Source organism: Streptomyces sp. NPDC025793 (assembly GCF_055558375.1).
Genome location: NZ_JBVHMR010000002.1, coordinates 510,234 through 534,389 on the forward strand (window position 1 = coordinate 510,234; position 24,156 = coordinate 534,389).

Sequence of the window (24,156 nt, forward strand, 5' to 3'; positions counted from 1 at the left end):
CGGTACTCGTCTGCTTACGTACGAGCACGTCACCTTACGCGTTCGAGTCTTCCCGGCGGCAGCCGCGGTTCGGTTACACCGTGTACGCGTCCGCCACGCTCAGCGCGGCGTCGAGGGCGGCCAGCCCCTCCTTCAGCTCGGCCTCGCTGACGTTGCACGGCGGGACCACATGGGTGCGGTTCATGTTCACGAAGGGCCACAGGCCGTGCTGCTTGGCGGCGGCCGTGAAGGCGGCCATCGGGGCGTTCGCCTCGCCGGCCGCGTTGTACGGCACGAGCGGCTCGCGGGTCTCGCGGTTCCTCACCAGCTCCAGCGCCCAGAACATGCCGGTGCCGCGGACCTCGCCGACGCTCGGGTGGCGCTCGGCCAGCTCGGCGAGCGCGGGGCCGAGGAGCGTGGCGCCGAGGCGCCGGGCGTTCTCGACGACGCCCTCCCGCGCCATCACGTTGATCGTGGCGACGGCGGCGGCGCAGGCCAGCGGATGGCCGGAGTAGGTCAGGCCGCCGGGGTAGGGGCGCTTGCCGAAGGTCTCGGCGATCTTCTGGGAGATGGCGACACCACCGAGCGGGACGTAACCCGAGTTCACACCCTTGGCGAAGGTCATCAGGTCGGGCACGACACCGAACAGGTCGGCCGCGAACCACTCACCGGTGCGGCCGAAGCCCGCCATCACCTCGTCCAGGACGAACACGATGCCGTGGCGGTCGCAGATCTCGCGGACACCGGCGAGGTAGCCGGGCGGCGGGACCATGATCCCGGCCGTGCCCGGGACGGTCTCCAGGATGATCGCGGCGACGGTCCCGGGGCCCTCGAAGGCGATCGTCGTCTCCAGGTGCTCCAGGGCGCGCGCGGTCTCCTGCTCCTCGTTCTCGGCGTAGAAGCGGGAGCGGTAGAGGTACGGCGCCCAGAAGTGCACGACACCGGCCGCGGCGCTGTCGCTCGCCCACCGCCGCGGGTCGCCGGTGATGTTGACCGCCTGCTGGGTGCCGCCGTGGTACGAGCGGTACGCCGACAGGACCTTCGGGCGGCCGGTGTGCAGGCGCGCCATGCGCACCGCGTGCTCGACGGCGTCGGCGCCGCCGTTGGTGAAGAAGATCTTGTCCAGGTCGCCCGGGGTCCGCTCGGCGATCAGCCGGGCCGCCTCCGAGCGCGCCTCGACGGCGAACGCGGGCGCGAAGGTGGTCATCCGCGCCGCCTGCTCCTGGATCGCCGCGACGACCTCGGGGTGCTGGTAGCCGATGTTCGTGAAGACGAGCCCGCTGGTGAAGTCCAGGTAGCGCTTGCCGTCGTAGTCCCAGAAGTACGACCCTTCGGCGCCGGCGACGGCGAGCGGGTCGATGAGGTCCTGGGCCGACCAGGAGTGGAAGACGTGCGCGCGGTCCGCGGCCTTCACTGCGGCACCGGCTTCGGGATGGGGCTGAGGGGTCATGCGGCCGAGCGTAAATGTCCGCGATGCGGAAGGCCTATCGGCGTCTTGTTCCGTGGGACGGGGGTTTCCGCGACAGATTGTCGAACGGGGAGGTCCCGGAGGTTCCGGAACAGGGCGGCCGGCCCGTTACGGAACCGTGGAGGCGGGCCTGCTCGACTCCTTGTGCGACCGCATTATTCTCGGTCCGTTGCCCATGAGGGGCGCATGGGGAGGGCGGCGCGAGGTATGGAGAAGCTGGGGCCCGGGGATCCGCAGCTCATCGGGGGGTACCGGCTGCTGGCGCGGCTGGGCGCCGGTGGGATGGGGCACGTGTATCTGGCCCGGTCGGGCCGGGGACGTACCGTCGCCGTGAAGCTCGTCCGTGCGGAACTGGCCCGCGAGGAGGAGTTCCGGGCCCGCTTCCGGCAGGAGGTGGCGGCCGCGCGGCGGGTCGGCGGGTACTGGACCGCGCCCGTGCTCGACGCGGACACCGAGGCCGCCGTGCCGTGGGTGGCGACCGGGTACGTGGCCGGGCCCAGCCTCCAGCAGGTCGTCGGCCACGACCACGGGGCGCTGCCCGAGCGGTCGGTACGGATCCTGGCGGCCGGGCTCGCGCACGCGCTGAAGGACATCCACGCGGCGGGGATCGTGCACCGGGACCTCAAGCCGTCGAACGTGCTGGTGACCATCGACGGGCCGCGCGTCATCGACTTCGGGATCGCCCGGGCGCTGGAGACGGCCTCGCCGGGCGGGGGCGAGGAGGGCCTGACCCGGACCGGGGCGCTGGTGGGCTCGCCCGGGTTCATGGCGCCCGAGCAGGTGCGGGGCGACCGGATCACCCCCGCGTGCGACGTCTTCTGCCTGGGGTCCGTGCTGGCGTACGCGGCGACCGGCGCCCTGCCCTTCGGGACCGCGGGCAGCGGTGGGCACGCGCTGATGTTCCGGATCGCCCAGGAGGAGCCGGATCTCACGGGGGTGCCGGAGGGGATCGCCGACCTGGTGCGGCAGTGCCTGCGCAAGGACCCCGCGGCCCGGCCGTCGCTGGACGTGATCCTGGAGCGGACCGGGGCGGAGGACACCGTGTCCGGGGGGCGGTCCCGGGACCCCTGGCTGCCGGGGGTGCTGGTCGCCCAACTGGGCAGGCACGCCGTGCGGTTGCTGGAGGTGGAGGAGCCCACGCAGAGCGCAGCCCCGGCCTCGCCCCCGGCGGTCGCGGGCGGTGCGGTCGAGGGCGGGGGCCGAGGCGGCTCGCCCGAGCATGCCGCCGCCTCCGACGAGGGGGACGGGGGCGAGGCCGGCGGCGGGGGCGCCGACCGGCTGCCCACCGTCGTGGCGGGCCGGGCGCCGGTGCCCGGGGCCCCGTCCGCGCCCACGCAGTTCGGTCACGGGCAGGCACATCAGCACCCGCAGCCCGTGCCGCCGTACCCCCAGCCTCCTCAGCCGGCTCCCACGTACCCGCAGCACCAGGGCCCCGGTGGCTACGGATACCCGCAGCAGCCGTACCCCACCTACGGCACGTACGGCGGGCCCGGGGCCGCCCCGGAGGAGGAGGCGGAGCGGCGCAGCGGGCGGTCCACCGCGCTGCTCGTCGTGATCGCGCTGATCGTGGCGCTGGGGGCCGGTGGCTCGGTGTACGCGCTGATGAACGGCGGCGGGCACGCCAAGGGCGGCGGGAGCTCCTCGCCGACCGCGACCTCGGCGGCCGCGAACGGCGGGACGTCCGGCTCGTCCGGCCCCGGCACCTCCGCACCGTCCTCCCCCTCCTCTTCTTCCTCTTCCTCCTCCGCGTCCTCGGACGGGGCGGTTCCGCCGGGCTATCTGGGCACCTGGCGGACGAGCATCGACAGCGCCAACGGGCCCAACATCCGGCAGTTGACCATCCGGCAGGGGCGGGTGGGCGACACCGTGCTGACCCTGGTCGCGGACGGGCCGACCGACGGCGGCGGGACGTACCACTGCGTCTTCGAGGCCAAGCTCGCCCAACAGCCCAGTGGCAACGGCCCGTTGGAGATCGGTCCGTCCACCGTCAGCTCCGGCGCACCCGCCTCCTCCTGCACACCGGGCGCCGCCACCGAGATCAGCCTGCTGCCGGGCGACGCGCTGAAGCGGGAGCAGGCGGGCGGCGGGGAGAGCCTGACGTACACCAAGCAGTGACGGAACGTCCGTTTCCCCGGGGCAGTTGAACGCTCGGCGAACTCCGGGGGCGCTGTCCGCTTCGTCCCCTTCTCCGCGCCCCCGCCCGCGTACCGTGTCCGCACGATCCGGCTCCGGGGAGTGGCGGGGGCACCACATGTCGTGGTTGAGCACGGAGAACGTCGTCGCGGTCGGCACCGCTCTGCTGGGCATCGCCGCGTCGGCGGGCATGGTCATGTACGAGCGCCGGGTGCCGCGCCGCAAGCGGGTGGGCTACCGCGTGCAGATGGACAACGCGATAGGGGACGACATCCGTGCGGGCCGCGCCGACCGCAGGCTCGGTCTCCTGCTCTTCGACTTCGACGGGGCGCCGGACATGAGCGACGCGACGCTCGTGCTGCTCCGCGTCGAGAACGACGGCTCGCTCGGCATCGACCGCGACGACTACACCAGCCCCGAACTGCACGGCCTGAACGCGGTGTTCACCGACCGGATCGTGCGCGGCGTCTCGGTGACCCAGGCGACCGAACGCGACCATCTGATGGACCACTTCACCGCCGAGCGCGGCTTCGGCTACGAGGGCGACACCCTGCGCATCCCGCGCGTCCCGCTGAACAAGGGCGACCACTTCAAGCTGCTCGTGCTGCTGACCGGCGGCGGCGTCGGCCGGGACATCCGGATCCACGGCGGGATCAAGGAGGGCGAGGTCCATCCCAACCGCAGCGCCACCCCGGACGAGAAACCGCCGGTGTTCAGCCGCGCCACCCGGTTCATCACCGTCATGCTCACCCTGTCCGTGGTCACTTTGGCCGGGATCGTCGTGGCCCGCGACGGCACGCCGCCCCCGATCGGCTGCGCCAAGGGTGAGCTGACCGTCACCGGGTCGACCGCGTTCGCGCCGGTGGTGCAGGAGGTGGCGAAGAAGTACGAGCACGACTGCGCCGGGTCGACCGTCACCGTGGACGCGCACGGATCGACGGCGGGCGTACGGCAGTTGGCGACGCAGGGAGAGCGGGCGAAGGCGCAGGGGTCGCCGCCGCTGGTGGCCCTCTCCGACGGGCCCAAGCCGGACGACATGCCCGAACTGAGGGAGAACCGGGTCGCGGTGTCGGTCTTCGCCCTCGTCGTGAACGCGGACGTGGGCCTGACGAACCTGTCGACGGCGGACGTACGGCGGCTGTACCAGGGGCAGGTCACCGACTGGAGCCAGCTGGGCGGCCGTTCGCTGCCCGTGCGCCTGGTCAGCCGGGACGCCGACTCCGGTACCCGGCAGGTCTTCCAACGCCGTGTCCTGGGGCGCGGCGAGATGGCGAACTCCTCCGTCGACTGCGCCCACAAGGACGACGCGACGGCGCCGGTGACCCGCTGCGAACTCGACTCCACCGAGCAGGTGCTGACCGAGGTCGCCCAGCTGCCCGGCGCGATCGGCTACAGCGAGCTGAACCTCGCCGACGACGCGAAGGGGGTGCGCGTGCTGGACCTCGACCACGACGCGCCGTCGGTGGACGCCATCGAGCACGGGAACAGCGCGTATCCGTACCGGGAGATCGAGTACGCGTACACCTACGGCCGGCCGCCCGCCGACTCCCTGGCCTCCAGCTTCCTGACGTATCTGACCCGGGGCACCGGACAGGACGTCGTACGGACGCACGGGCACGTGCCGTGCTGGACGCCGGAGGGGATGAAACTCTGCGCCTAGGGCCCGTCGTGGGCGGTCAGCGGGTCATCGCGGTTCCGGGGGGCGCTGCCTGGGCATGTTCGGGCGCGAGCCGTTCGCCGGGGGCAGGGGGAAGCGGCCGGCGGCGCCCCCCGTCTCCGTCCTCGGCGCCGCCGGCGCCGCCGTCTGGATGCCCAGCGGCGCGGACCCGGTGCGGAACTCGACCATCCAGTCGGTCGTCTCCGTGCGCACCAGCTCGGTGACGTCCTCCGAGAACCGGCGCAGCACGCCCAGGCACCGCTCGGCCGCCTCGCCCGCCGTGCCCTCCGCCGGGCCCAGCACCTCCCGGATGCTCTCGGAGGCCCAGTCGAACTGGAACGCCTGGAGCCGCCGCGCGACCGCCTGCGCCGTGGCGACGTCCCGCATCCAGCCGGAGGTCACGCCGAAGTAGCGGTCGATGCCGACGCACGCGACCGCGACGAGCAGCGCCAGGCAGCCCCAGGGGGCCACCCCGTGTGCGACCTTGGTCAGATCCAGCAGCGGCAGCGCCGCACCGGCCGCCACGCCCGCCGCCGCGCCGACCCGCAGCATGCGCGCGCCCCGCCGCTTCCACACCCGGTCGCGCAGATACCAGGACGCCGTCCGCAGCGCCCCGCGCTCCGCCCACCGGTACAGCTCGTCGAGCCGCTCGGCGGGCTCGCCCCAGTCCCCGAGCGGAAAGGGCCGCCCGGTCAGGTCGCCCGGCCGCAGCCCGGCCGCACCCTCGCCCCGCCCGTCCTGAGGCGGACCCTCGGGCTGCATATCCGGCTGACCCACCCGGCACTCCCTACTGACCCTACTGACCACGGTTGATTACATTGCGTGACAATTCCTGCCGATCTCTGTCGACGCGCGGCACCCTTCCTACCGCCCAATGGGTGGCGAAGAGGGGCCTTTCCCAGGTTTTCCGCCCGGAAGAGGGCCTTGATCAGGTATAGGGCTGCCGGGATTCTCACTCGAAAGAGTGGCGGGGCGGCGGCAGTGTGGACCACGTAGGCTCATGCTCAGCGGAGAAATCCGAGAACGACTCCGAGAAGAGCGCAGAGGAGCTGATCGTGATCCCCGGTGGTGGCCAGCCCAACATGCAGCAGTTGCTCCAGCAGGCCCAGAAGATGCAGCAGGACCTGCAGCGGGCGCAGGAGGAACTGGCGGACACGGAGGTCGACGGGCAGGCGGGCGGCGGTCTGGTGCGGGCCACCGTGACCGGTGCGGGCGAGCTGCGCGCGCTGAGGATCGACCCGAAGGCGGTGGACCCGGACGACACCGAGACGCTCGCCGACCTCATCGTGGCGGCCGTGCACGCGGCCAACGAGAACGCGCAGTCGCTCCAGCAGCAGAAGCTCGGCCCGCTGGCCCAGGGGCTCGGCGGCGGCACGGGCATCCCCGGTCTGCCGTTCTGAGCCCGGGCCAACTACGGTACGTACCGAAAGGTCTCCAGGAAAGGCAGTCCGGTGTACGAAGGCGTGGTCCAGGACCTCATCGACGAGCTGGGGCGGCTGCCCGGCGTCGGTCCCAAGAGCGCGCAGCGGATCGCCTTCCACATCCTCCAGGCGGAACCGACGGACGTGAAGCGCCTCGCCCAGGCACTGCTGGAAGTGAAGGCGAAGGTCCGCTTCTGCGCGACCTGCGGCAACGTGGCACAGGAGGAGCTGTGCAACATCTGCCGTGACCCGCGCCGCGACACGTCGGTCATCTGCGTGGTGGAGGAACCGAAGGACGTGGTGGCGATCGAGCGCACCCGCGAGTTCCGGGGGCGCTACCACGTGCTCGGCGGCGCGATCAGCCCGATCGAGGGTGTGGGCCCCGACGACCTGCGTATACGAGAACTTCTCGCGCGGTTGGCCGACGGGACGGTCACGGAACTGATCCTGGCGACGGACCCGAATCTGGAGGGCGAGGCCACCGCGACCTACCTCGCCCGGATGATCAAGCCCATGGGCCTGAAGGTCACCCGCCTGGCCAGCGGCCTCCCGGTGGGTGGCGACCTGGAATACGCGGACGAGGTCACGCTCGGCCGCGCCTTCGAGGGGAGACGACTCCTAGATGTCTGACGCCACACTGCACGACTCGACGCAGAACCCGGACGACTTCGTGGTCCAGATCGCGGATCAGGTCGAGAGCTTCCTGGTGGCCGTCACAGAGGTGGCGAGAGGCGACGAGCCCGGCTCGACCGTGCCCTTCCTCCTCCTGGAGGTCTCCCAGCTCCTGCTGGCCGGCGGCCGCCTGGGCGCGCACGAGGACATCGTCCCCGACGAGCGCTACGAGCCCGACCTCGGCCCCGAGCCGGACGTCGACGCACTCCGCGAGAACCTGGCCCGTCTGCTGGAGCCGGTGGACGTGTACTCGGAGGTCTTCGACCCCTACGAGCCCCGCAAGGCCCCGGTCCCGGCCCGTATCTCCGACGACCTGGCCGACGTCATCACCGACCTGCGCCACGGCATGGCCCACTACCGCGCGGGCCGGACCACCGAGGCCCTGTGGTGGTGGCAGTTCTCCTACTTCTCCAACTGGGGCGCCACGGCCTCCGCCGTCCTGCGCGCCCTCCAGTCGGTCCTCATCCACGTCCGCCTCAACCAGCCCCTGGAAGAACTCGACGGCCTGGACACCGACCAGGCCACGATGGGCGACGAGACCCTGGAGTTCGAGGCGGGCCGCGTCATGGCGGAGGAGATCGGCGAGCCGCTGGGGATCCGGCGGGGGAAGTAGCGACCGGCACGATCACCGGGGGCCGCTCACGGCGCTCGCCGGCACCGCTCCTTCGCTGTGACGCGGGGCACTTTTCCGCGTGGCGCGGCGGAGTCTGGGCAGATGCGGAACGCGGACGTCCGACGTCTCACCATGCGGGAGCAGGGTGGTGGAATTCGGGCGCTCGTTAGACTGAGCCGACACAAACGAACCGAGCGAGGAGCGCACGTGGGCCTTGTCGTGCAGAAGTACGGAGGCTCCTCCGTAGCCGATGCCGAGGGCATCAAGCGCGTCGCCAAGCGGATCGTGGAAGCGAAGAAGAACGGCAACCAGGTTGTCGTCGTCGTTTCCGCGATGGGCGACACGACGGACGAGCTGATCGATCTCGCCGAGCAGGTTTCTCCGATGCCTGCCGGGCGTGAGTTCGACATGCTGCTGACCGCCGGAGAGCGGATCTCCATGGCCCTGCTGGCGATGGCGATCAAAAACCTGGGGCATGAAGCCCAGTCGTTCACCGGCAGCCAGGCAGGCGTCATCACCGACTCGGTCCACAACAAAGCCCGGATCATCGACGTCACGCCGGGGCGGATCCGGGAGTCGCTCGACAAGGGCAACATCGCGATCGTCGCCGGTTTCCAGGGCGTCAGCCAGGACAAGAAGGACATCACCACGCTGGGCCGCGGCGGGTCCGACACCACGGCCGTGGCGCTGGCCGCCGCGCTCGACGCCGAGGTCTGCGAGATCTACACCGACGTCGACGGCGTGTTCACCGCCGACCCGCGTGTGGTGAAGAAGGCGAAGAAGATCGACTGGATCTCCTTCGAGGACATGCTGGAGCTGGCCGCGTCCGGGTCCAAGGTGCTGCTCCACCGCTGTGTGGAGTACGCCCGCCGCTACAACATCCCGATCCACGTCCGGTCCAGTTTCAGCGGGCTGCAGGGCACGTGGGTCAGCAGTGAGCCGATTGGGGACAAGCAGGTGGAGCAGGCCATCATCTCCGGTGTCGCGCACGACACCTCCGAGGCCAAGATCACGGTCGTCGGTGTGCCGGACAAGCCGGGTGAGGCCGCCGCGATCTTCCGGACCATCGCCGATGCCGAGATCAACATCGACATGGTCGTGCAGAACGTGTCCGCCGCCGCGACCGGCCTGACGGACATCTCCTTCACGCTGCCGAAGACCGAGGGCCGCAAGGCCATCGACGCGCTGGAGAAGAACCGGCCGGGCATCGGCTTCGACTCGCTGCGCTACGACGACCAGATCGGGAAGATCTCACTGGTCGGCGCCGGGATGAAGACCAACCCGGGCGTCACGGCCTCCTTCTTCGAGGCGCTGTCCGACGCCGGTGTGAACATCGAGCTGATCTCGACCTCCGAGATCCGCATCTCGGTCGTCACGCGCGCCGACGACGTGCCGGAGGCCGTGCGCGCCGTGCACACCGCCTTCGGACTCGACTCCGACACCGACGAGGCCGTCGTCTACGGAGGCACGGGCCGGTAATGGCACCGACCGGCAGGCCGACGCTCGCGGTCGTGGGAGCGACCGGGGCCGTTGGCGCGGTCATGCTCCAGATCCTGTCCCAGCGCGCGGACATCTGGGGCGAGATCCGCCTGATCGCCTCCCCGCGCTCGGTCGGCCGCAAGCTGGCCGTGCGCGGGGCGGAGGTCGAGGTGGTGGGCCTGAGCGAAGAGGCCTTCGACGGGGTCGACATCGCCCTGTTCGACGTGCCGGACGAGGTCGCCGCCGCATGGGCGCCGGTCGCCGTCGCGCGCGGTGCGGTCGTCGTCGACAACTCGGCCGCCTTCCGGCTCGATGCCGAGGTGCCGCTCGTGGTGCCCGAGGTCAACCCGCACGCCGTTCGGATGCGGCCGCGCGGGATCGTCGCCAACCCCAACTGCACGACCCTGACGATGATCGTCGCCCTGGGCGCGCTGCACGCCGAGTTCGGGCTGCGCGAGCTGGTGGTGTCGTCGTACCAGGCGGTGAGCGGGGCCGGGCAGGCCGGTGTGGACACGCTGCGGGCCCAGATGTCCCTGGTGGCCGGTACCGAGCTGGGGACGAAACCCGGTGACGTGCGGCGGGCCGTCGGCGAGCACACCGGGCCGTTCCCGGAGCCGGTCGCGCTGAACGTCGTGCCGTGGGCCGGGTCGCTGCGCGAGGACGGCTGGTCCTCGGAGGAGATGAAGGTCCGCGACGAGGCCCGCAAGATCCTCGGGCTGCCGCAGCTGCCGGTCGCCGTGACCTGCGTCCGGGTGCCGGTCGTGACCACCCACTCCCTGACCGTCCACGCCCGCTTCCAGGGCGAGGTCACCGTCGACGGCGCCCGCGAGATCCTCGCGACCGCGCCGGGGGTCGTCCTCTACGACGATCCGGAGGCCGGGGAGTTCCCGACCCCGGCCGACGTCGTCGGCACCGATCCGACCTGGGTCGGGCGGGTGCGGCGCGCCCTGGACGACCCGACCGCGCTGGAGCTGTTCGTCTGCGGCGACAACCTCCGCAAGGGCGCCGCGCTGAACACCGCGCAGATCGCCGAACTGGTCGCCGCGGAGAGAGCCGCGGAGAGCACGGCGTAGAGATTCGGCCACTGAGTCCGAAAAACGGCAAGAGGTTTATAGGATCCGTGTAAGGAATGTGGCCGGAAGCATGGTCCAAACCACTTGATCCACTGGATCACGGCGACAGAGGATTTCCCTCCCCGCCCCCGCAACCGTGCGCGGGGCGGGGAGCGTCTTTGCGGTCACTCTTCGGGCGCGGGGACGCCGTGAGCGGACCGGGCGTGGGGACGCCTGCTCCACATCGGACATAGGGGAAGAGCGGGACGCATGACGGCTCTCGAAGCACCGTCGGTTGTCGCATATGTGACGTCCGGCACGTACAACCCTGGCGGGGGGAGACGTGTCCAACAGGCGTGGCAGAGGTACTCGAACTCAGTGCGGCCCGCGGCACCGCGGCACTCCGGCCGCCCCGTGCGGCGCTGCGGCCCCGCACGCCCGGCGGCATGCCGGTGATCGCGCCCGTGCCCGCCGCGCGGCCCGCCCGCATACCCAGTCAGCGAGACGAAGCCGGAGCCGAGGGGGCCGCGGCGGACGCGGTCGCCGGGACCACCGTCGACCACCTCACCGAGACCTACCGCGCGCACTACCGCTCCCTGCTGGGCCTGGCCGCGCTGCTCCTCGACGACACCGCCTCCTGCGAGGACGTCGTACAGGAGGCCTTCATCCGCGTGCACTCCGCCCGCAAACGCGTGCGCGACCCGGAGAAGACCCTCGCCTACCTGCGCCAGACGGTCGTCAACCTCTCCCGCTCCACGCTGCGCCGGCGCATCCTCGGCCTGAAGCTGCTCTCCAAGCCGATGCCCGACATGGCCAGCGCGGAGGAGGGCGCCTACGACCAGCTGGAGCGCCGCGACCTCATCAAGGCGATGAAGGGCCTGCAGCGCCGCCAGCGCGAGGTCCTGGTGCTGCGCTACTTCGCGGACATGACCGAGGCGCAGGTCGCCGAGACCCTCGGGATCTCCCTGGGTTCGGTGAAGGCGTACGGCTCGCGGGGCATCGCCGCGCTGCGGGTGGCCATGGAGGCACCGGCATGAGTGAGCGAGGGCCGGCATGAGGCGGCACGACGAGGACGAGCACAAGCAATCGCACGCTGGGAACGGAACTGTGAACCACGGCCCCGACGAGAAGAACGCCGAGGGGCTCGGCCCGGATCTCGACGGGCTCGGGGACGATGAGCTCGCGCTGCGGCGGATGCTGCACTCCGTCGTCGACGACATCGAGCCGCGGTCCGGTTCGCTGGAGCGGCTGCGGCGCGCGGTGCCGGCCCGGCGCGCCCGCAGGCGGCAGGCCGTCGTCGGGGTGGCCGCCGCGGCCCTGTTCTTCGGCACCGCGATCCCGGCCCTCGTGCACGTCTCGGACTCCGGCGGCACCGACCCCGACACCGCCATGGCCGGCCAGTCCTCCCAGGCCCAGGGCGGCACCGGGCAGGACCCGGCCCCGGCCGGCGGCACCTCCGGGAAGAAGGGCGGGGGCAGCGCGAGCGCCGAGCCCGGTGGGCAGCCCGGCAGGACCGGCGAGAAGGGCAGGAGCGGCGGCGGCGCCACCAGCTCCGCGGGCGCCGACCCGAGCGCCACGCTCTCCGCGGGCGGCGCCCCGGTGTGCAAGCCCGCGCAGCTGGGCTCCGCGACCGGCAGCGCCGCCGCGCCCGACACCGCGGGCGTCGTCTACGGCACGTTCCATGTCACCAACACCTCCTCCGTCGCGTGCGCCGTCGGCGGCGCGGGCAAGGTCACCCCCGCCGCCCAGGGCGCGGCCGACCCGGCCAAGATCGTCACCGCCCGGCATGTGGCCGGGGACGCGGCGACCGGGCTGCCCGACCCGTCGCTGGAGGTCTCCGGACTGGTGCTGCAGCCCGGCGCGGCGTACGAGGAGAAGTTCGCCTTCGTGCCCTCGCAGACCTGCCCCACCTCCGGCGGCTCCACCACCACGGGCGGCTCCACCACCGGCTCCACCGGCGGCCCGTCGCCGGACCCGACCCCCACCCCGCAGGCCGGCGCCTCCGGCACCGCGGGCTCGGACACGGGCGGCACGACGTCGGGCACGACGACCCAGCTGGGCACCGAGGGGGGCACGGCCCCGGGGAGTGTCGTGGTCACGCACACCGCCCAGGGCGGCTCGCCGACGGCCTCGGCGACGGTGCCGCAGGCCTGCGCCGGGACCGTGTACTACACCGGGGTGCTGGCGGGGTCGTAACCCCGGCGCACCTCCTACGGAGCGCTCACCGCGGCCGGGGTCTCTTCCTCCTCCGGCACCAGGAGGCCCAGCGCGGCGTCCCGTACCGCCTCCGCCTCGCGCCGCAGCAGGCGGAACCACATGAAGACCACGAAGCCCGCGAAGACGAACCACTCGCCGGTGTAGCCGAGGTTCTGGAAGGCCTTCAGGTCCAGGCCGCTGCCCGACGGGGCGGTCGCGGGGACGGGCTTCATGCCGGAGCCGGCCGTGTCGAGGGTGATCCAGGCGTCGTACAGCTTGTACGGCACCAGGTTGACCAGCGACGCCGAGCTGATCGCCGCCGTCTGGCCCGCCGGGAGTCCGCCCGCCGCGCTGACCCCGTTGTCGCCGGGCGTCTCGGAGGCCTGGAGCGCGCCGGTGACGGTGACCTCACCGGTCGGCGGGGCCGGTGCCTTCGCGGCGTCCGCCGTGCCCGGCAGCCAGCCCCGTACGACCGGCAGGGCCTTGCCGGAGTCGGTGCGCAGCAGCGTGAGGACGTAGAAGCCGTTCCTGTCGTCGAGTTGCCGGCCGGGCACCAGCAGCTGGGTGCCGTACCGGCCGTGCGCGCTGACCCGGCGGCCGGAGGTCGCCTGGTCCACGGGCAGCATCGTGTCCAGCGGCTTCGCGGTCTCCCGCTGGTCGGAGGCGGCCTGCTTGGTCGCGGCGCGGCTGTCGTGCACCCGCCCCTCGAACCGGCTCAGCTGCCACGACCCCATGAAGACGCAGAACGGGATGGCGAGCAGCACGAAGACGTTGATGCCCCACCAGCGGGGTGTCAGCAGAAAGCGGTACACGCCCTCCACGGTACGGCGCCGCCGCCGGACCCCCGCCCGCGGGGCGCCCGTCAGCGACCTGCCCGACCGGTCCGACATGGCGCGATTGTCCTCTCGTCGGTTCGACGGGACGGACACCGGCGGGCGCCGTGCGGTCGGGAGCCGAAAGTTATCCACAGGCTGCGGACACTCGCCACACAATCATCGGCGCGGCCAGGCAGTATGGGCGCATGACTGGGGCGATGAGCGAGAGCGACATGCACGACATGCACGACATGCACGATCTGCCGGACTGGGAGAAGCGCTTCCGGGCGCCGCGGGTGTCACTGCCCGACTGGGCGGAGGACGCACCGGACCGCTCCCTGTTCGTGTCGAACGCGACGGGGACGTACGAGCTGTACGCCTGGGACCGCGCGACGGGCGAGCAGCGCCAGGCGACGGACCGGCCGAACGGCACGACGGACGGCGTGCTCTCCCCGGACGGCGCCTGGATCTGGTGGTTCGACGACAAGGACGGCGACGAGTTCGGCGTCTGGCGCCGCCAGCCCTTCGCGGGCGGCGCGGCCGAGCCGGCGGTCCCCGGCCTCGCCCCCTCCTACCCGGCCGGGCTGGCCCTCGCCCGCGACGGCCGCACGGCGGTGGTCGGCCGCTCCACCGACGAGGACGGTACGACGATCCACCTCGCCCGCGCGGGCGAGGCCCCGGCCGAGATCTACCGCCACCGCGAGTCGGCGGGCGTCGGCGACCTCTCGCGCGACGGCTCCCTGATCGCCGTCGAGCACACCGAGCACGGCGACGCCATGCACGCGGCGCTGCGCGTGCTGAGCCCGGACGGCACGACGGTCGCCGAGCTGGACGACACCAAGGGCGGCACCGTGGAGCTGGGCCTCGAAGTGCTCGGCTTCGCCCCCGTCGACGGCGACACCCGGCTGCTCATCGGCCATCAGCGCCGCGGCCGCTGGGAGCCCATGGTGTGGGACGTGGCGACGGGCGAGGAGACCGACCTCGCCCTGGAGCTGCCGGGCGACGTCAGCGCCGAGTGGTACCCGGACGGCTCGGCCCTGCTCGTCGCGCACGGCTTCGAGGCCCGCAGCGAGCTGTTCCGCCTCGACCTCGCGAGCCGCGAGCTGACCCGCATCCCCACCCCGCCCGGCACGGTGTCGGGCGCCACGGCCCGCCCCGACGGCAGCGTGGAGTACCTGTGGTCGTCGGCCGAGGAGCCGCCGGCCGTGCGCTCCACGTCCGGCGGGGTCGTCCTGGACCCCCCGGGCCTGCTGTGCCCGCCGTCGGTGGCGGTGGAGGACGCCTGGGTGGAGGGCCCCGGCGGCCGCATCCACGCCCTGATCCAGAAGCCCGCGGGCGCGACCGGCCCCCTGCCCACGGTCTTCGACCTGCACGGCGGCCCGACCTGGCACGACAGCGACGCCTTCGCCGCGGGCCCGGCCGCCTGGGTCGACCAGGGGTACGCGGTGATCCGCGTCAACTACCGCGGCTCCACGGGATACGGCCGCGCCTGGACCGACGCCCTCAAGCACCGGGTCGGCCTGATCGAGCTGGAGGACGTGGCGGCGGTCCGCGACTGGGCGGTCTCCTCCGGCCTCGCCGACCCCGAGCGCCTGGTCCTCACCGGCGGCTCCTGGGGCGGCTATCTCACCCTGCTCGGCATCGGCACCCAGCCGGACGCCTGGACGGTGGGCATCGCGGTCGTGCCCGTCGCGGACTACGTCACCGCGTACCACGACGAGATGGAGGCCCTGAAGGCCATGGACCGCACCCTGCTGGGCGGCACCCCGGAGGAGGTCCCGGAGCGCTTCGAGGCGTCCTCCCCCCTGACGTACGTCGACGCGGTCAAGGCCCCGGTCTACATCTCGGCCGGAGTCAACGACCCCCGCTGCCCGATCCGCCAGATCGACAACTACGTCAAGCGCCTGGACGCCCGCGGCGCCACCCACGAGGTCTACCGCTACGACGCGGGCCACGGCTCCCTGGTCGTGGACGAGCGCATCAAGCAGGTCCGGCTGGAGATGGACTTCGCGGCGCGGCACCTGCCCAAGGCGTAACCCCCGTACGGGTCAGCGCAGTTCCGCGAGGCCCCTGCGGGTGGCGGCGACGACGACACGGTCCCCCTTCTCCAGCACATGGTCCGGGGCCGTGTCGGTGCGGCCCTCCAGGGCCAGGGCCCGCCAGGAGCCCGCCTGGAAGGCCTCGCGTACGGTGCGGCCCTCCAGCTGGGGATGGCCGGCCACGTCCACGGAGGCGAAGAGCAGGACCCTGCGGCCCACGGGGATCGCGCCCACCACCTGCCGGCCGAGCATCGCCCCGGCGAACGCGGGCGCGGCCAGGTGCGTGACGCTCCGGCTCCGGGTCAGCGCGTGCGGGTACGCGGCCCGCAGGGTGCGGTAGACGGCGGTGGCGAAGTCGTCGTCGTAGAGCCGGAGCACCACCCGCAGGTCGGGCCGTACGGTGCGCGCGTACAGCACCGCCTCCAGGTTGGTGGTGTCGGCGCTGGTCACGGCGAGGAGGGCGTACGCGCGGTGGATCTTGGCGGCCTCCAGGACGCCTTCCTGGGTGACGTCGCCGAGGACCACCGGCACCCGCAGGCGGCGCGCGGTCGCGAGGCCGCGGGCCTCCGGGTCGGACTCCACGCACACGACGGGGACGTTCAGTTCGCGCAGCCGGGTCATGACCCGGGTGCCGATCTTCCCCAGCCCGAGCAGCACCACGTGCCCGCCGAGGCCGCGCGGCGGCTTGCGCAGGGCGGAGGCGGTGCGGAAGGTGCCCAGCGCCTCCAGCACGGCCGCCAGCAGCACCGGCAGCAGCAGCAACCCGACCAGTGCGGACAGGAGTTGGAGGAGCTGCCGGCCGAGGGGCGCCTCCTTGGCGGGGTCGTCGATCGCGAGCAGATCGAGGAGGGTGTAGTAGAAGGCGCGCAGCGGCTGGATCCCGCTGACCAGCCACAGTGCGACGGCGAGTGCGACGACGCAGGCCACCATGCCCGCCAGCGACCAGCGCAGCCGGCGTGAGAACAGCGAGGCGAGCGGCGGCACGCCGCCCACCCCGCGGCCGGCCATCCCGCGTCCGCCCGCCCGGCGGCCGGCCGCGTCCGCGTCCGGGCCGCCCGCCGCCGACGCCTGCTCCAGCACCAGCGCCGTGCGCCCGCCGGCCCGGGCGACCTCCTCGTCGTCGGGCAGCAGCCGCGTCTCCTGCTCCCCGTTGCCGTCCGGGCCCTCCCCGCCGGCCCGGTCGCCCGCCGACAGCAGGGCCAGCGTGTACAGCCCGGAGCCCGCGGCCCGCCCGTCCGCGGACAGCGGGCGTTCCACGGCCCGCAGCAGCAGGCCCTCGGTCTGGACGACCTTGCTGGTGCCCGTGACCGCGGTCGCGGCGAGCGCGGGCGCGGCGGTGTCGGCGTCCGACAGGACGGTCGTGGAGGCGTCCGCGGCGCCCTCGCCGTCACCGGTCGCCAACGCGGCGGCCTGGTCGAGGAGTTCCTCGATGTGCTGGCCCAGCCGGCGGTTGTAGAGCCGCAGGACGAGGCGCAGCCGCGGGTTGAGACGACGGGCGGTCAGGGCGGCGCGGATGTTGGTCTCGTCGTCGTCGAAGACGAGGGCGAGCGCGGCGGCCCGCTCCACCCCGGCCTCGGCGAGCACGGCCTCACCGAGGCCGACGGCCTCCAGCACCCGGGGTCCGTCCTGCCCGTCCGTACCGCCGGAGCCGCTCGCGGCGGGCGGCGTCGCGGCCCCGGCGACGGCACCCGCCCGGCCCACCGTCGCGCTGACCACGCGGTCGAACAGCGCCGCCGACGCCGCCCGGGCCCGGCCGACCACCGGCGGGCGGGCGGTGCGCTCGTCCGGCGGTACGACCAGGGTGACCTGCTCGCCGTAGACCCCGCGCAACTCGGCGGCCAGCCGGTGCGCGAGCCCGTCGTCACCGCACACCATCATGTGCGCACGCGGGGCCCTCGGCCCGCCGCGCGCGGCACCCTGGCCTGCCTGATTCGGAACGCTCACCACGAGGGAAAAGAGTGCCCCAAGAAGAAGAGTGGTTCCAGCAACGGTGTGAACACCTGCGCAAGCATGCGCGTACCGAGGGGGAGGGAGCACACCAGCCGGAGGTAACCGCCCGTGGCCATCACCGAAGACGCCCCACCCGGTGCGCAGGCACGCCCCGCTGACGCGTCGTCGGATCAGGAGGGCCGCCGGCTCAGCTCTCCGCTGGTACTGGTCCTGACCCTGCTCCTCGCCGTGCTCGCCCAGTCTCCGATCCGCGGACTCCTCGGCACCCCGCTGATGCAGAGCTGGATGACGGTGTTCGTCGCGGTGACCATGCAGGCGCTGCCCTTCCTGGTGCTCGGCGTGCTGCTCTCGGCGGCGCTCGCGGCGTTCGTCCCGCCGTCCTTCTTCGCGCGCGCCCTCCCGAGCCGCCCCGCCCTCGCCGTCCCGGTGGCCGGGGTCGCGGGCGCGATCCTGCCGGGCTGCGAGTGCGCGTCGGTGCCGGTGGCGGGCGCGCTGGTGCGCCGGGGCGTCACCCCGGCCGCCGCCCTCGCCTTCCTCCTCTCCGCCCCGGCCATCAACCCGATCGTGCTGACCGCCACCGCCGTGGCCTTTCCCCGCGACCCGGAGATGGTCCTCGGCCGGTTCGCCGCGAGCCTGCTGGTGGCGTGTGTGATGGGCTGGCTGTGGCAGCGGCTGGGCCGCACCGACTGGCTGCGCCCGCCGGCCCACGGCGCGCACGAGGGCGCGACCAGGGGGGAGGCGTTCTGGAACTCGGTCCGGCACGACACCGTGCACGCCGGCGGGTTCCTGGTGCTCGGCGCGATGGCCGCCGCGACCCTGAAGGCGGTGGCTCCCGCACAGTGGCTGCGCACGGCCGCCGCCAATCCGCTGGTCGCGATCCTCGCCCTCGCCGTCCTCGCCGTGCTCCTCTCCATCTGCTCGGAGGCGGACGCGTTCGTCGCGGCCTCCCTGACCCAGTTCTCGCTGACGGCCAAGCTGGTGTTCCTGGTGGTGGGCCCGATGATCGACCTCAAGCTGTTCGCGATGCAGGCCGGCACCTTCGGCCGCGGCTTCGCCCTGCGCTTCGCCCCCGCCACCTTCGCGATGGCCGTCGCGGGTGCCGTGGTGGTCGGGACGGTGCTGCTGTGAACCGCCAGTCCCAGGCCGCCGTCATGTTCCTGCTCGGCGCCGCGCTGCTGCACGCGGGCAGCACCGGTCTGTATCTGCGCTACGTCAAGGCGGGCCTGCAGCCGCTGCTGCTGGCGTCGGGCGCGGTACTGATCGTGGGGGCGCTGGCGACCGTCTGGTACGAGCGCGTGCGGCATCGCCTGCGGCAGCAGACGAACGAGGGCCAGGCCCACGAGGGGCATGCTCACCCCGAACCCCGGGTCTCCTGGCTCCTGTTGCTGCCTCTCCTCGCGCTCATCCTCGTCGCGCCGCCCGCCCTCGGCTCGTACAGCGCGCTGCGCTCGGGGACGGCGCTGCAGAAGCCGTACGGCGTCGGGCCGTTGCCCGGCGGCAGCGGGCCCGCGCGGTTGTCCGTGGTCGACTACGCCTCCCGCGCGGCCTACGGCAACGGCCGTTCCCTGGACGGACGGACGGTCCAGGTCACCGGGTTCCTCGCCCTGGACGGTTCGGGGCAGCCGTATCTGGTGCGGATGGCCCTCAACTGCTGTGCCGCGGACGCCCAGCCGGTCAAGATCGGGCTGACCGGTCAACTGCCGCCCGTGCTGCGGCCGGACGCGTGGCTGGAGGTGACCGGTACGTACAGCCCCCGGCTGAGCCGCGACCCCGTCAACAACGGGCCGATCCCGTTCCTGAAGGTCGGCTCGGCACAGCCGGTTCCGGTACCGCACGATCCGTACGACGAGACGTGGAACAACTGAACGCCCGCCGACGCGCGCGACGCGCCTACGCCCCCGTCAGATCGAAGCGCTCCAGGTCCCGCAGCCACGCCTGGGCGTTGCCGTCCGAGGGGGCGCGCCAGTCGCCGCGTGGGGAGAGGGAGCCGCCGGCCGAGACCTTCGGGCCGTTCGGCATGGCGGAGCGTTTGAACTGGGAGAAGCCGAAGAAGCGGCGGACGAAGACCTCCAGCCAGCGGCGGATCTCGGGGAGGTCGTAGGCGCGGCGCTCGGCCTCGGGGAAGCCGGGGGGCCAGGCGCCGGCCTCCTGGTCGTGCCAGGCGTGCCAGGCCAGGAAGGCGATCTTCGAGGGGCGGAAGCCGTAGCGCAGCACGTGCCAGAGGGTGAAGTCGTGCAGCGCGTACGGGCCGATCTTCGACTCGGTGGACTGCATCTCCTCGCCGGGGACGAGTTCGGGGCTGATCTCCGTGTCGAGGATCGCGGTGAGGATCTTGCCGGTCTCGTCGTCGAACTGGCCGCTGCTGACGACCCACCGGATCAGGTGCTGGATCAGCGTCTTCGGCACGCCGGAGTTGACGTTGTAGTGGCTCATCTGGTCGCCGACGCCGTACGTGCACCAGCCGAGAGCCAGCTCGGAGAGGTCGCCGGTGCCGAGGACGATGCCGTCGCGCTGGTTGGCCAGCCGGAACAGGTAGTCCGTGCGCAGGCCCGCCTGGACGTTCTCGAAGGTGACGTCGTAGACCGGCTCGCCGGCGGCGAAGGGGTGGCCCATCTCCTTCAGCATCAGCCGCGCCGTCGGCGTGATGTCCAGCTCGGACGCCGTGACGCCGAGGGCGCGCATCAGCTTGTGGGCGTTGTCCTTGGTGTGGTCGCTGGTGGCGAATCCGGGCAGGGTGAAGGCCAGGATGTCGCTGCGCGGGCGGCCGGCGCGGTCCATCGCGCGCGCGGCGACGATCAGCGCGTGCGTGGAGTCCAGGCCGCCGGAGACGCCGATGACGACCTTGGGGCCGCCGATCGAGGCGAGGCGCTGCTGGAGCCCGGCGACCTGGATGTTGTAGGCCTCGTAGCAGTCCAGGGCGAGCCGCTCGGCGTCGGCGGGCACGAACGGGAAGCGCTCCAGGCGGCGGCGCAGGCCCAGGTCGGTGGTGGTGGGCGGGGCGAGCTCGAAGGACACCGTGCGGAAGTCGGCGGTGCGGGCGGCGTGGGTGCGGCGGTTGTCGTCGAAGGTGCCCGTCCGCTGGCGCTCCTGGCGCAGCAGGTCGAGGTCGACGTCGGCGACGGCGTACTGCTCTCCGGCCGGGAAGCGCTCGGTCTCGGCCAGCAGCACCCCGTTCTCGTAGATCAGGGTCTGGCCGTCCCAGGACAGGTCGGTGGTGGACTCGCCGAGACCGGCGGCCGCGTAGACGTAGGCGGCGTGGCAGCGCTCGGAGGCCGAGCGGCACAGCAGCTTGCGGTCCTCGGCGCGGCCGACGGTGATCGGGCTGCCGGAGAGGTTGAGCAGGACGGTCGCGCCGGCCAGTGCCGCCTCCGCGCTCGGCGGCACCGGGACCCACATGTCCTCGCAGATCTCGGTGTGCAGGACCAGTCCGGGCACGTCGTCCGCCGCGAAGAGCAGGTCCACGCCGAAGGGGAGGTCGGCACCGGACAGGCGGATCGTTCCGCCGCGCTCGTCGTCGCCCGCGGCGATCTGGCGGCGCTCGTAGAACTCGCGGTAGTTCGGCGGGTACGACTTCGGTACGACGCCGAGGATCCGGCCCCGGTGGACGAGCACCGCGCAGTTGTAGACCCGGCCTCGGTGGCGCAGCGGGGCGCCGACCACCAGCACCGGCAGCAGCTCGGCGGACCCGGCGACGACGGTGGCGAGCGCCGACTCGACCTCGTCCAGCAGGGCGTCCTGGAGCAGCAGGTCCTCGATCGCATACCCGGACAGGCACATCTCGGGGAACACGGCGACCGCGACGCCCTCCTCGTCACACCGGCGCGCGTGGCGCAGGACGGAGGCGGCGTTGGCGGGCGGGTCGGCGATGACGGTGTGGCCGGTGCAGGCGGCGACACGTGCGAAGCCGTGCTGATAGATCGACCAGAAGCTCAACGGGACCTCTCTCACGGCTCCACGACGTTCCTGCGGGGTGCTACGAGGAAAGCCTACGGGGGCCGCGCCGGGAGGGTCAGGACAGGCCCGACGCGCGCAGTACGCCCTCGGCCGCCTCGCCGTCGATGCGGTGGCCGAGCCGGTCCAGCACGTCGGCTCCCTGGCGCAGCGTGCCGCGCTCCAGGGAGCGGCGCACCCCGGTGTCGAGTTCGTGCCAGAGCAGCGGGTTGGCCGCGAGGATCCGGGGGTCCAGTTCCAGCCGGTGGCCGTGGACGTCCCGCAGGACCAGGTGGGAGGAGACGCCGTCGTACTGCCGTACGGCCGTGAGCGCGTCGGTGCGGACGACGCGCCGGCGCCAGGGGGTGCGCACCGCGAGCCAGCCGGGGCCCGCGCTCACCCGCTGCGGCAGCAGCACCACGCCCACCGCTGTCGCGAGGGCGGCCCAGAGCAGGGCGCGCGGCCCGGTCAGGGTGCCGGCGTCCCAGTCGACCAGGAAGGCGAGCGTGCCGAAGAGGAGGGCACAGCTCACCGCGAGCCGGGCACTGCCACGCCAGTGGCGGTCGCGGGCGGACCCGGCCGCTGTGCTGCGTCGCATACTGCCGACGCTAGGCACGGCCGCGCGGTCCGGCGACCGCTGCTGACGCTCCCCTGACGGGGTACGGCCCGATCCTGACGGAATCCTTACGCGCCGCCTGCCAGGGCGCTCGGCCGGGCGGGCCGTACCGGGCTGCCCACGGCGTGGTGGACGTACTCGCGGACCAACCGGAACCCGGCGTGCCACGCCAGCAGGCGGCTGGCGCGGTTGTGCAGGGAGCAGTTCCAGGCGGGGGTGTGGCCCCGGGCGACGACGTCCGCGCACAGGGCGGTGACGCAGGCCAGACCGAGGCGCAGGCGGCGGCGGTCGGGGACGGTGTACACGGCCACGTCCTCGTGGCCGGTGCCGCGGAAGTAGGTGCAGGCCACGGCGAGGATCCGGCCGGCGCGGGTCACCGCGGCCCAGGCGTGCCCCGAGGCGGCGAGGCCGAGCGGCCCGCCCCAGCTGGCCGAGAGCCAGGAGGCGTCCGGGCCGAGGGTGTCCAGGGCGCCGGTGTCGGCCGGCTCCAGGCGCCGTACGGTCACGGCGTGCGGGACGGTCGCGGGCTGCGGCCGTGCCTGGAGCGTCCAGACCATGCGCTCCCACGGGGTCAGCCGGTCGAAGGCGGCACCGAGGACGGGCAGGAACCGGTCCGGGGCCTCGATCCGGCTGCCGGCCAGCGGGGCGAGCAGTTCCGGCGTCAGCCGCCGCGGGCTGCCGCGCAGGACGACGTGCCCGGCGCAGGAGACGGCGACCGCGCGCGGCTGCACGGGCCGGTCGGCCCACCACCGGCCGACGCCGGTGGCCAGCGCGTGCTCGCCGATCGTGGCGGGACCGGGGGCACCGGAGGGGAACCAGCGCGCGAGCGCCCGTGCGTCCGGCGGCGGGATCTCGATCATCGGGGTCTCCTGAGCGCCGACGCCTCGCGGGAGTTCTCTGCGGTGCGCATTTCAGACGGTCCGGCCGACCAGCAGGTCCGCCAGCTTGTTCAGGCGCCGTACCGTGCGGTCCTCGGCGGCCGCCGGGGCCGGGTCGACGCGTTCGGCGCGGTCGTAGTAGGCGCCGTTGACGATCTCGACGGCCGGGTCGCAGAGCCGGACCACGTGCGCGGCGCCCTCGGCGGGGGTGGTGCCCTCGTGGGCGTAGAGCGGGAGCAGCGCGGTGTCGCAGACGCCCGGGTGGACGGAGACGGCGGTGACGCGCGGGTCGGCGGCGAAGACCGTGAGGGCGAGCTGCGACTGGGCGTAGGCGGCGAGGCGCGAGTAGCGGCGGGCGCGGTTCGGGTCCGCCCAGCTGATGGAGGCCGTGCGGTGCAGCGAGGAGGACACGTTCACCACCCGGCCGCCGGGGTCGCTGGTCAGCGCCGGCTCCAGCAGGCACGTGAGCAGGTAGTGGGCGAGGAAGTTGACCTGGAAGGCGATCTCGTTGCCGTCGGCGGTGACGGTGTGCCGCTCGGGAGCCGCCATGCCCGCGTTGTTGACGAGGACGTCCAGGTGCGGGTGCTCGGCGACGACCGCGCGGGCGAAAGCCTCGACCTCTTCCAGGTGGGCGAAGTCGGCGCCGTACGAACACAGTCGGGCCGGCTCGACGCCTGCCGTGGCGGCCAGCCGGTCCGCCGCCGCCCGCGCCTCGGCCGCCGTACGGCCGTGCAGCAGCACGGTGGCGCCGCGCTCGGCGAGCTGTCGTGCCGTCTCGTGGCCGATGCCGGAAGTGGCGCCCGTGATCAGGACGGTTCGGGATGAAAGGGATGCCTGGGTCATGATCCTGTCCGGATGGAGGAGAAGGAGAAGGAGAAGGAGAAGGAGAAGGAGAGGGAGAGGGAGAGGGAGAGGGAGGAGAAGGAGCGAGGGGCGCCGGAGCCGGTCACGGCGCCCCTCGGGTCACGGAAAGCGGCGTCGGCGGACGCGGCGTCGGCACGGCGGGCGTCGGCGGGACGCGCTGCCAGCGCGGCGCGGGCGCTTCCGTTCAGCGCGGCGTACGACGCGGCGGCCGAGCGAAGCGAGATGGGGGCACCCCCGGTCGAAGGCTGGGGGAGGGACTCGGCGGCCGGTCGGAAAGGGGCCAGGCGCTGTTCACGCCCTCCATGGAAGCCGCGCCGCTCGGGCCGGGCAAGCCGGAAACGCCTTCTCTGACGGGGCCCTGACGTGCGCATACGTGTCCTTGACGGGGTCAGCC

The 24,156-nt window shown here is 73.1% G+C and carries 21 protein-coding genes; 13 read left to right on the top strand and 8 right to left on the bottom strand.

The annotated features are described in order from the left end of the window. Window positions 1-73: 73 nt before the first annotated feature. Complete coding sequence (locus ACZ4MF_RS06165; RefSeq protein ID WP_467490252.1) at window positions 74-1,429, bottom strand: aminotransferase class III-fold pyridoxal phosphate-dependent enzyme; 1,356 nt, start codon at window positions 1,427-1,429, stop codon at window positions 74-76. A 225-nt stretch (window positions 1,430-1,654) separates the two neighbouring features. Between ACZ4MF_RS06165 and ACZ4MF_RS06170 the strand changes: the two genes are divergently transcribed. Together ACZ4MF_RS06170 and ACZ4MF_RS06175 are read left to right on the top strand one after the other, a co-directional pair. After that, window positions 1,655-3,562 carry a serine/threonine-protein kinase gene (locus tag ACZ4MF_RS06170; RefSeq protein ID WP_467490253.1) on the top strand — a complete coding sequence of 636 codons (1,908 nt, stop codon included), beginning with the start codon at window positions 1,655-1,657 and terminating at the stop codon, window positions 3,560-3,562. A gap of 136 nt (window positions 3,563-3,698) precedes the next feature. Further along, window positions 3,699-5,240, top strand: coding sequence for a substrate-binding domain-containing protein (locus ACZ4MF_RS06175; RefSeq protein ID WP_467490255.1), 1,542 nt, complete (start codon window positions 3,699-3,701; stop codon window positions 5,238-5,240). 24 nt (window positions 5,241-5,264) lie between these two features. Here ACZ4MF_RS06175 and ACZ4MF_RS06180 read toward each other — a convergent pair whose 3' ends face one another. Further along, window positions 5,265-6,014 carry an SLATT domain-containing protein gene (locus ACZ4MF_RS06180; RefSeq protein WP_467490257.1) on the bottom strand — a complete coding sequence of 250 codons (750 nt, stop codon included), beginning with the start codon at window positions 6,012-6,014 and terminating at the stop codon, window positions 5,265-5,267. A gap of 278 nt (window positions 6,015-6,292) precedes the next feature. On the opposite strand from ACZ4MF_RS06180, the gene ACZ4MF_RS06185 reads away from it, so the two are divergent. From ACZ4MF_RS06185 to ACZ4MF_RS06215, 7 genes are all read left to right on the top strand, one after another. Beyond that, window positions 6,293-6,637, top strand: coding sequence for a YbaB/EbfC family nucleoid-associated protein (locus ACZ4MF_RS06185; protein WP_467490259.1), 345 nt, complete (start codon window positions 6,293-6,295; stop codon window positions 6,635-6,637). Window positions 6,638-6,688: 51 nt separating this feature from the next. Next, window positions 6,689-7,288: a recombination mediator RecR gene (gene recR / locus ACZ4MF_RS06190; RefSeq protein ID WP_467490261.1), complete on the top strand. Its 600-nt coding sequence runs from the start codon at window positions 6,689-6,691 to the stop codon at window positions 7,286-7,288. Then, window positions 7,281-7,943 (top strand): DUF5063 domain-containing protein, encoded by a 663-nt coding sequence (locus ACZ4MF_RS06195; protein ID WP_467490263.1) that lies wholly within the window; start codon window positions 7,281-7,283, stop codon window positions 7,941-7,943. The genes recR and ACZ4MF_RS06195 overlap by 8 nt, the downstream gene beginning before the upstream one ends. 207 nt (window positions 7,944-8,150) lie before the next feature. Beyond that, window positions 8,151-9,422, top strand: coding sequence for an aspartate kinase (locus tag ACZ4MF_RS06200; protein WP_356029761.1), 1,272 nt, complete (start codon window positions 8,151-8,153; stop codon window positions 9,420-9,422). Beyond that, on the top strand, window positions 9,422-10,495 hold the full coding sequence (locus ACZ4MF_RS06205; protein WP_356029760.1) for an aspartate-semialdehyde dehydrogenase: 1,074 nt from the start codon (window positions 9,422-9,424) through the stop codon (window positions 10,493-10,495). The genes ACZ4MF_RS06200 and ACZ4MF_RS06205 overlap by 1 nt, the downstream gene beginning before the upstream one ends. Window positions 10,496-10,830: 335 nt before the next feature. Then, window positions 10,831-11,511, top strand: a complete 681-nt coding sequence (locus tag ACZ4MF_RS06210; RefSeq protein WP_467490266.1) for a SigE family RNA polymerase sigma factor — start codon at window positions 10,831-10,833, stop codon at window positions 11,509-11,511. A gap of 70 nt (window positions 11,512-11,581) precedes the next feature. Continuing rightward, on the top strand, window positions 11,582-12,670 hold the full coding sequence (locus ACZ4MF_RS06215) for a hypothetical protein (protein WP_467490268.1): 1,089 nt from the start codon (window positions 11,582-11,584) through the stop codon (window positions 12,668-12,670). A gap of 14 nt (window positions 12,671-12,684) precedes the next feature. Here the strand turns inward: ACZ4MF_RS06215 and ACZ4MF_RS06220 are convergent, their stop codons facing one another. Continuing rightward, a complete protein-coding gene (locus ACZ4MF_RS06220) occupies window positions 12,685-13,482 on the bottom strand; it encodes an SURF1 family protein (RefSeq protein WP_467490672.1) in 798 nt (265 codons plus the stop codon). A gap of 221 nt (window positions 13,483-13,703) precedes the next feature. Between ACZ4MF_RS06220 and ACZ4MF_RS06225 the strand changes: the two genes are divergently transcribed. After that, window positions 13,704-15,521: a S9 family peptidase gene (locus ACZ4MF_RS06225; protein ID WP_467490270.1), complete on the top strand. Its 1,818-nt coding sequence runs from the start codon at window positions 13,704-13,706 to the stop codon at window positions 15,519-15,521. A 12-nt stretch (window positions 15,522-15,533) separates the two neighbouring features. Here the strand turns inward: ACZ4MF_RS06225 and ACZ4MF_RS06230 are convergent, their stop codons facing one another. Beyond that, on the bottom strand, window positions 15,534-17,402 hold the full coding sequence (locus tag ACZ4MF_RS06230; protein WP_467490674.1) for an NAD-binding protein: 1,869 nt from the start codon (window positions 17,400-17,402) through the stop codon (window positions 15,534-15,536). A 180-nt stretch (window positions 17,403-17,582) separates the two neighbouring features. Between ACZ4MF_RS06230 and ACZ4MF_RS06235 the strand changes: the two genes are divergently transcribed. Beyond that, on the top strand, window positions 17,583-18,602 hold the full coding sequence (locus ACZ4MF_RS06235) for a permease (protein WP_467490272.1): 1,020 nt from the start codon (window positions 17,583-17,585) through the stop codon (window positions 18,600-18,602). Continuing rightward, the gene (locus tag ACZ4MF_RS06240) at window positions 18,599-19,339 is read left to right on the top strand and encodes a TIGR03943 family putative permease subunit (RefSeq protein ID WP_467490274.1); all 741 of its coding nucleotides are present in this window, start codon (window positions 18,599-18,601) and stop codon (window positions 19,337-19,339) included. The genes ACZ4MF_RS06235 and ACZ4MF_RS06240 overlap by 4 nt, the downstream gene beginning before the upstream one ends. Window positions 19,340-19,364: 25 nt before the next feature. On the opposite strand, the gene ACZ4MF_RS06245 is transcribed toward ACZ4MF_RS06240, so the two are convergent. The 4 genes from ACZ4MF_RS06245 to ACZ4MF_RS06260 form a co-directional block, all read right to left on the bottom strand. Continuing rightward, window positions 19,365-21,407 carry an NAD(+) synthase gene (locus tag ACZ4MF_RS06245; protein ID WP_467490676.1) on the bottom strand — a complete coding sequence of 681 codons (2,043 nt, stop codon included), beginning with the start codon at window positions 21,405-21,407 and terminating at the stop codon, window positions 19,365-19,367. Between the two features lie 76 nt (window positions 21,408-21,483). Continuing rightward, complete coding sequence (locus ACZ4MF_RS06250; protein WP_467490276.1) at window positions 21,484-22,002, bottom strand: hypothetical protein; 519 nt, start codon at window positions 22,000-22,002, stop codon at window positions 21,484-21,486. 86 nt (window positions 22,003-22,088) lie between these two features. Then, window positions 22,089-22,880, bottom strand: a complete 792-nt coding sequence (locus ACZ4MF_RS06255) for a GNAT family N-acetyltransferase (RefSeq protein ID WP_467490278.1) — start codon at window positions 22,878-22,880, stop codon at window positions 22,089-22,091. A gap of 51 nt (window positions 22,881-22,931) precedes the next feature. Then, window positions 22,932-23,741, bottom strand: coding sequence for an SDR family NAD(P)-dependent oxidoreductase (locus ACZ4MF_RS06260; protein WP_467490280.1), 810 nt, complete (start codon window positions 23,739-23,741; stop codon window positions 22,932-22,934). A 12-nt stretch (window positions 23,742-23,753) separates the two neighbouring features. Between ACZ4MF_RS06260 and ACZ4MF_RS06265 the strand changes: the two genes are divergently transcribed. After that, window positions 23,754-24,113 (top strand): hypothetical protein, encoded by a 360-nt coding sequence (locus ACZ4MF_RS06265; RefSeq protein WP_467490282.1) that lies wholly within the window; start codon window positions 23,754-23,756, stop codon window positions 24,111-24,113. The last annotated feature ends 43 nt before the right edge of the window (window positions 24,114-24,156 follow it).

Excerpts from the sequence above, each read along its gene's own strand:
- ACZ4MF_RS06265 (WP_467490282.1), top strand. The coding sequence starts at position 23,754 with ATGGAGGAGAAGGAGAAGGAGAAGGAGAAGGAGAAGGAGAGGGAGAGG.
- ACZ4MF_RS06230 (WP_467490674.1), bottom strand. The coding sequence starts at position 17,402 with ATGATGGTGTGCGGTGACGACGGGCTCGCGCACCGGCTGGCCGCCGAG.
- ACZ4MF_RS06260 (WP_467490280.1), bottom strand. The coding sequence starts at position 23,741 with ATGACCCAGGCATCCCTTTCATCCCGAACCGTCCTGATCACGGGCGCC.
- ACZ4MF_RS06205 (WP_356029760.1), top strand. The coding sequence starts at position 9,422 with ATGGCACCGACCGGCAGGCCGACGCTCGCGGTCGTGGGAGCGACCGGG.
- ACZ4MF_RS06195 (WP_467490263.1), top strand. The coding sequence starts at position 7,281 with ATGTCTGACGCCACACTGCACGACTCGACGCAGAACCCGGACGACTTC.
- ACZ4MF_RS06225 (WP_467490270.1), top strand. The coding sequence starts at position 13,704 with ATGAGCGAGAGCGACATGCACGACATGCACGACATGCACGATCTGCCG.
- ACZ4MF_RS06250 (WP_467490276.1), bottom strand. The coding sequence starts at position 22,002 with ATGCGACGCAGCACAGCGGCCGGGTCCGCCCGCGACCGCCACTGGCGT.
- ACZ4MF_RS06165 (WP_467490252.1), bottom strand. The coding sequence starts at position 1,429 with ATGACCCCTCAGCCCCATCCCGAAGCCGGTGCCGCAGTGAAGGCCGCG.
- ACZ4MF_RS06255 (WP_467490278.1), bottom strand. The coding sequence starts at position 22,880 with ATGATCGAGATCCCGCCGCCGGACGCACGGGCGCTCGCGCGCTGGTTC.
- ACZ4MF_RS06175 (WP_467490255.1), top strand. The coding sequence starts at position 3,699 with ATGTCGTGGTTGAGCACGGAGAACGTCGTCGCGGTCGGCACCGCTCTG.
- ACZ4MF_RS06170 (WP_467490253.1), top strand. The coding sequence starts at position 1,655 with ATGGAGAAGCTGGGGCCCGGGGATCCGCAGCTCATCGGGGGGTACCGG.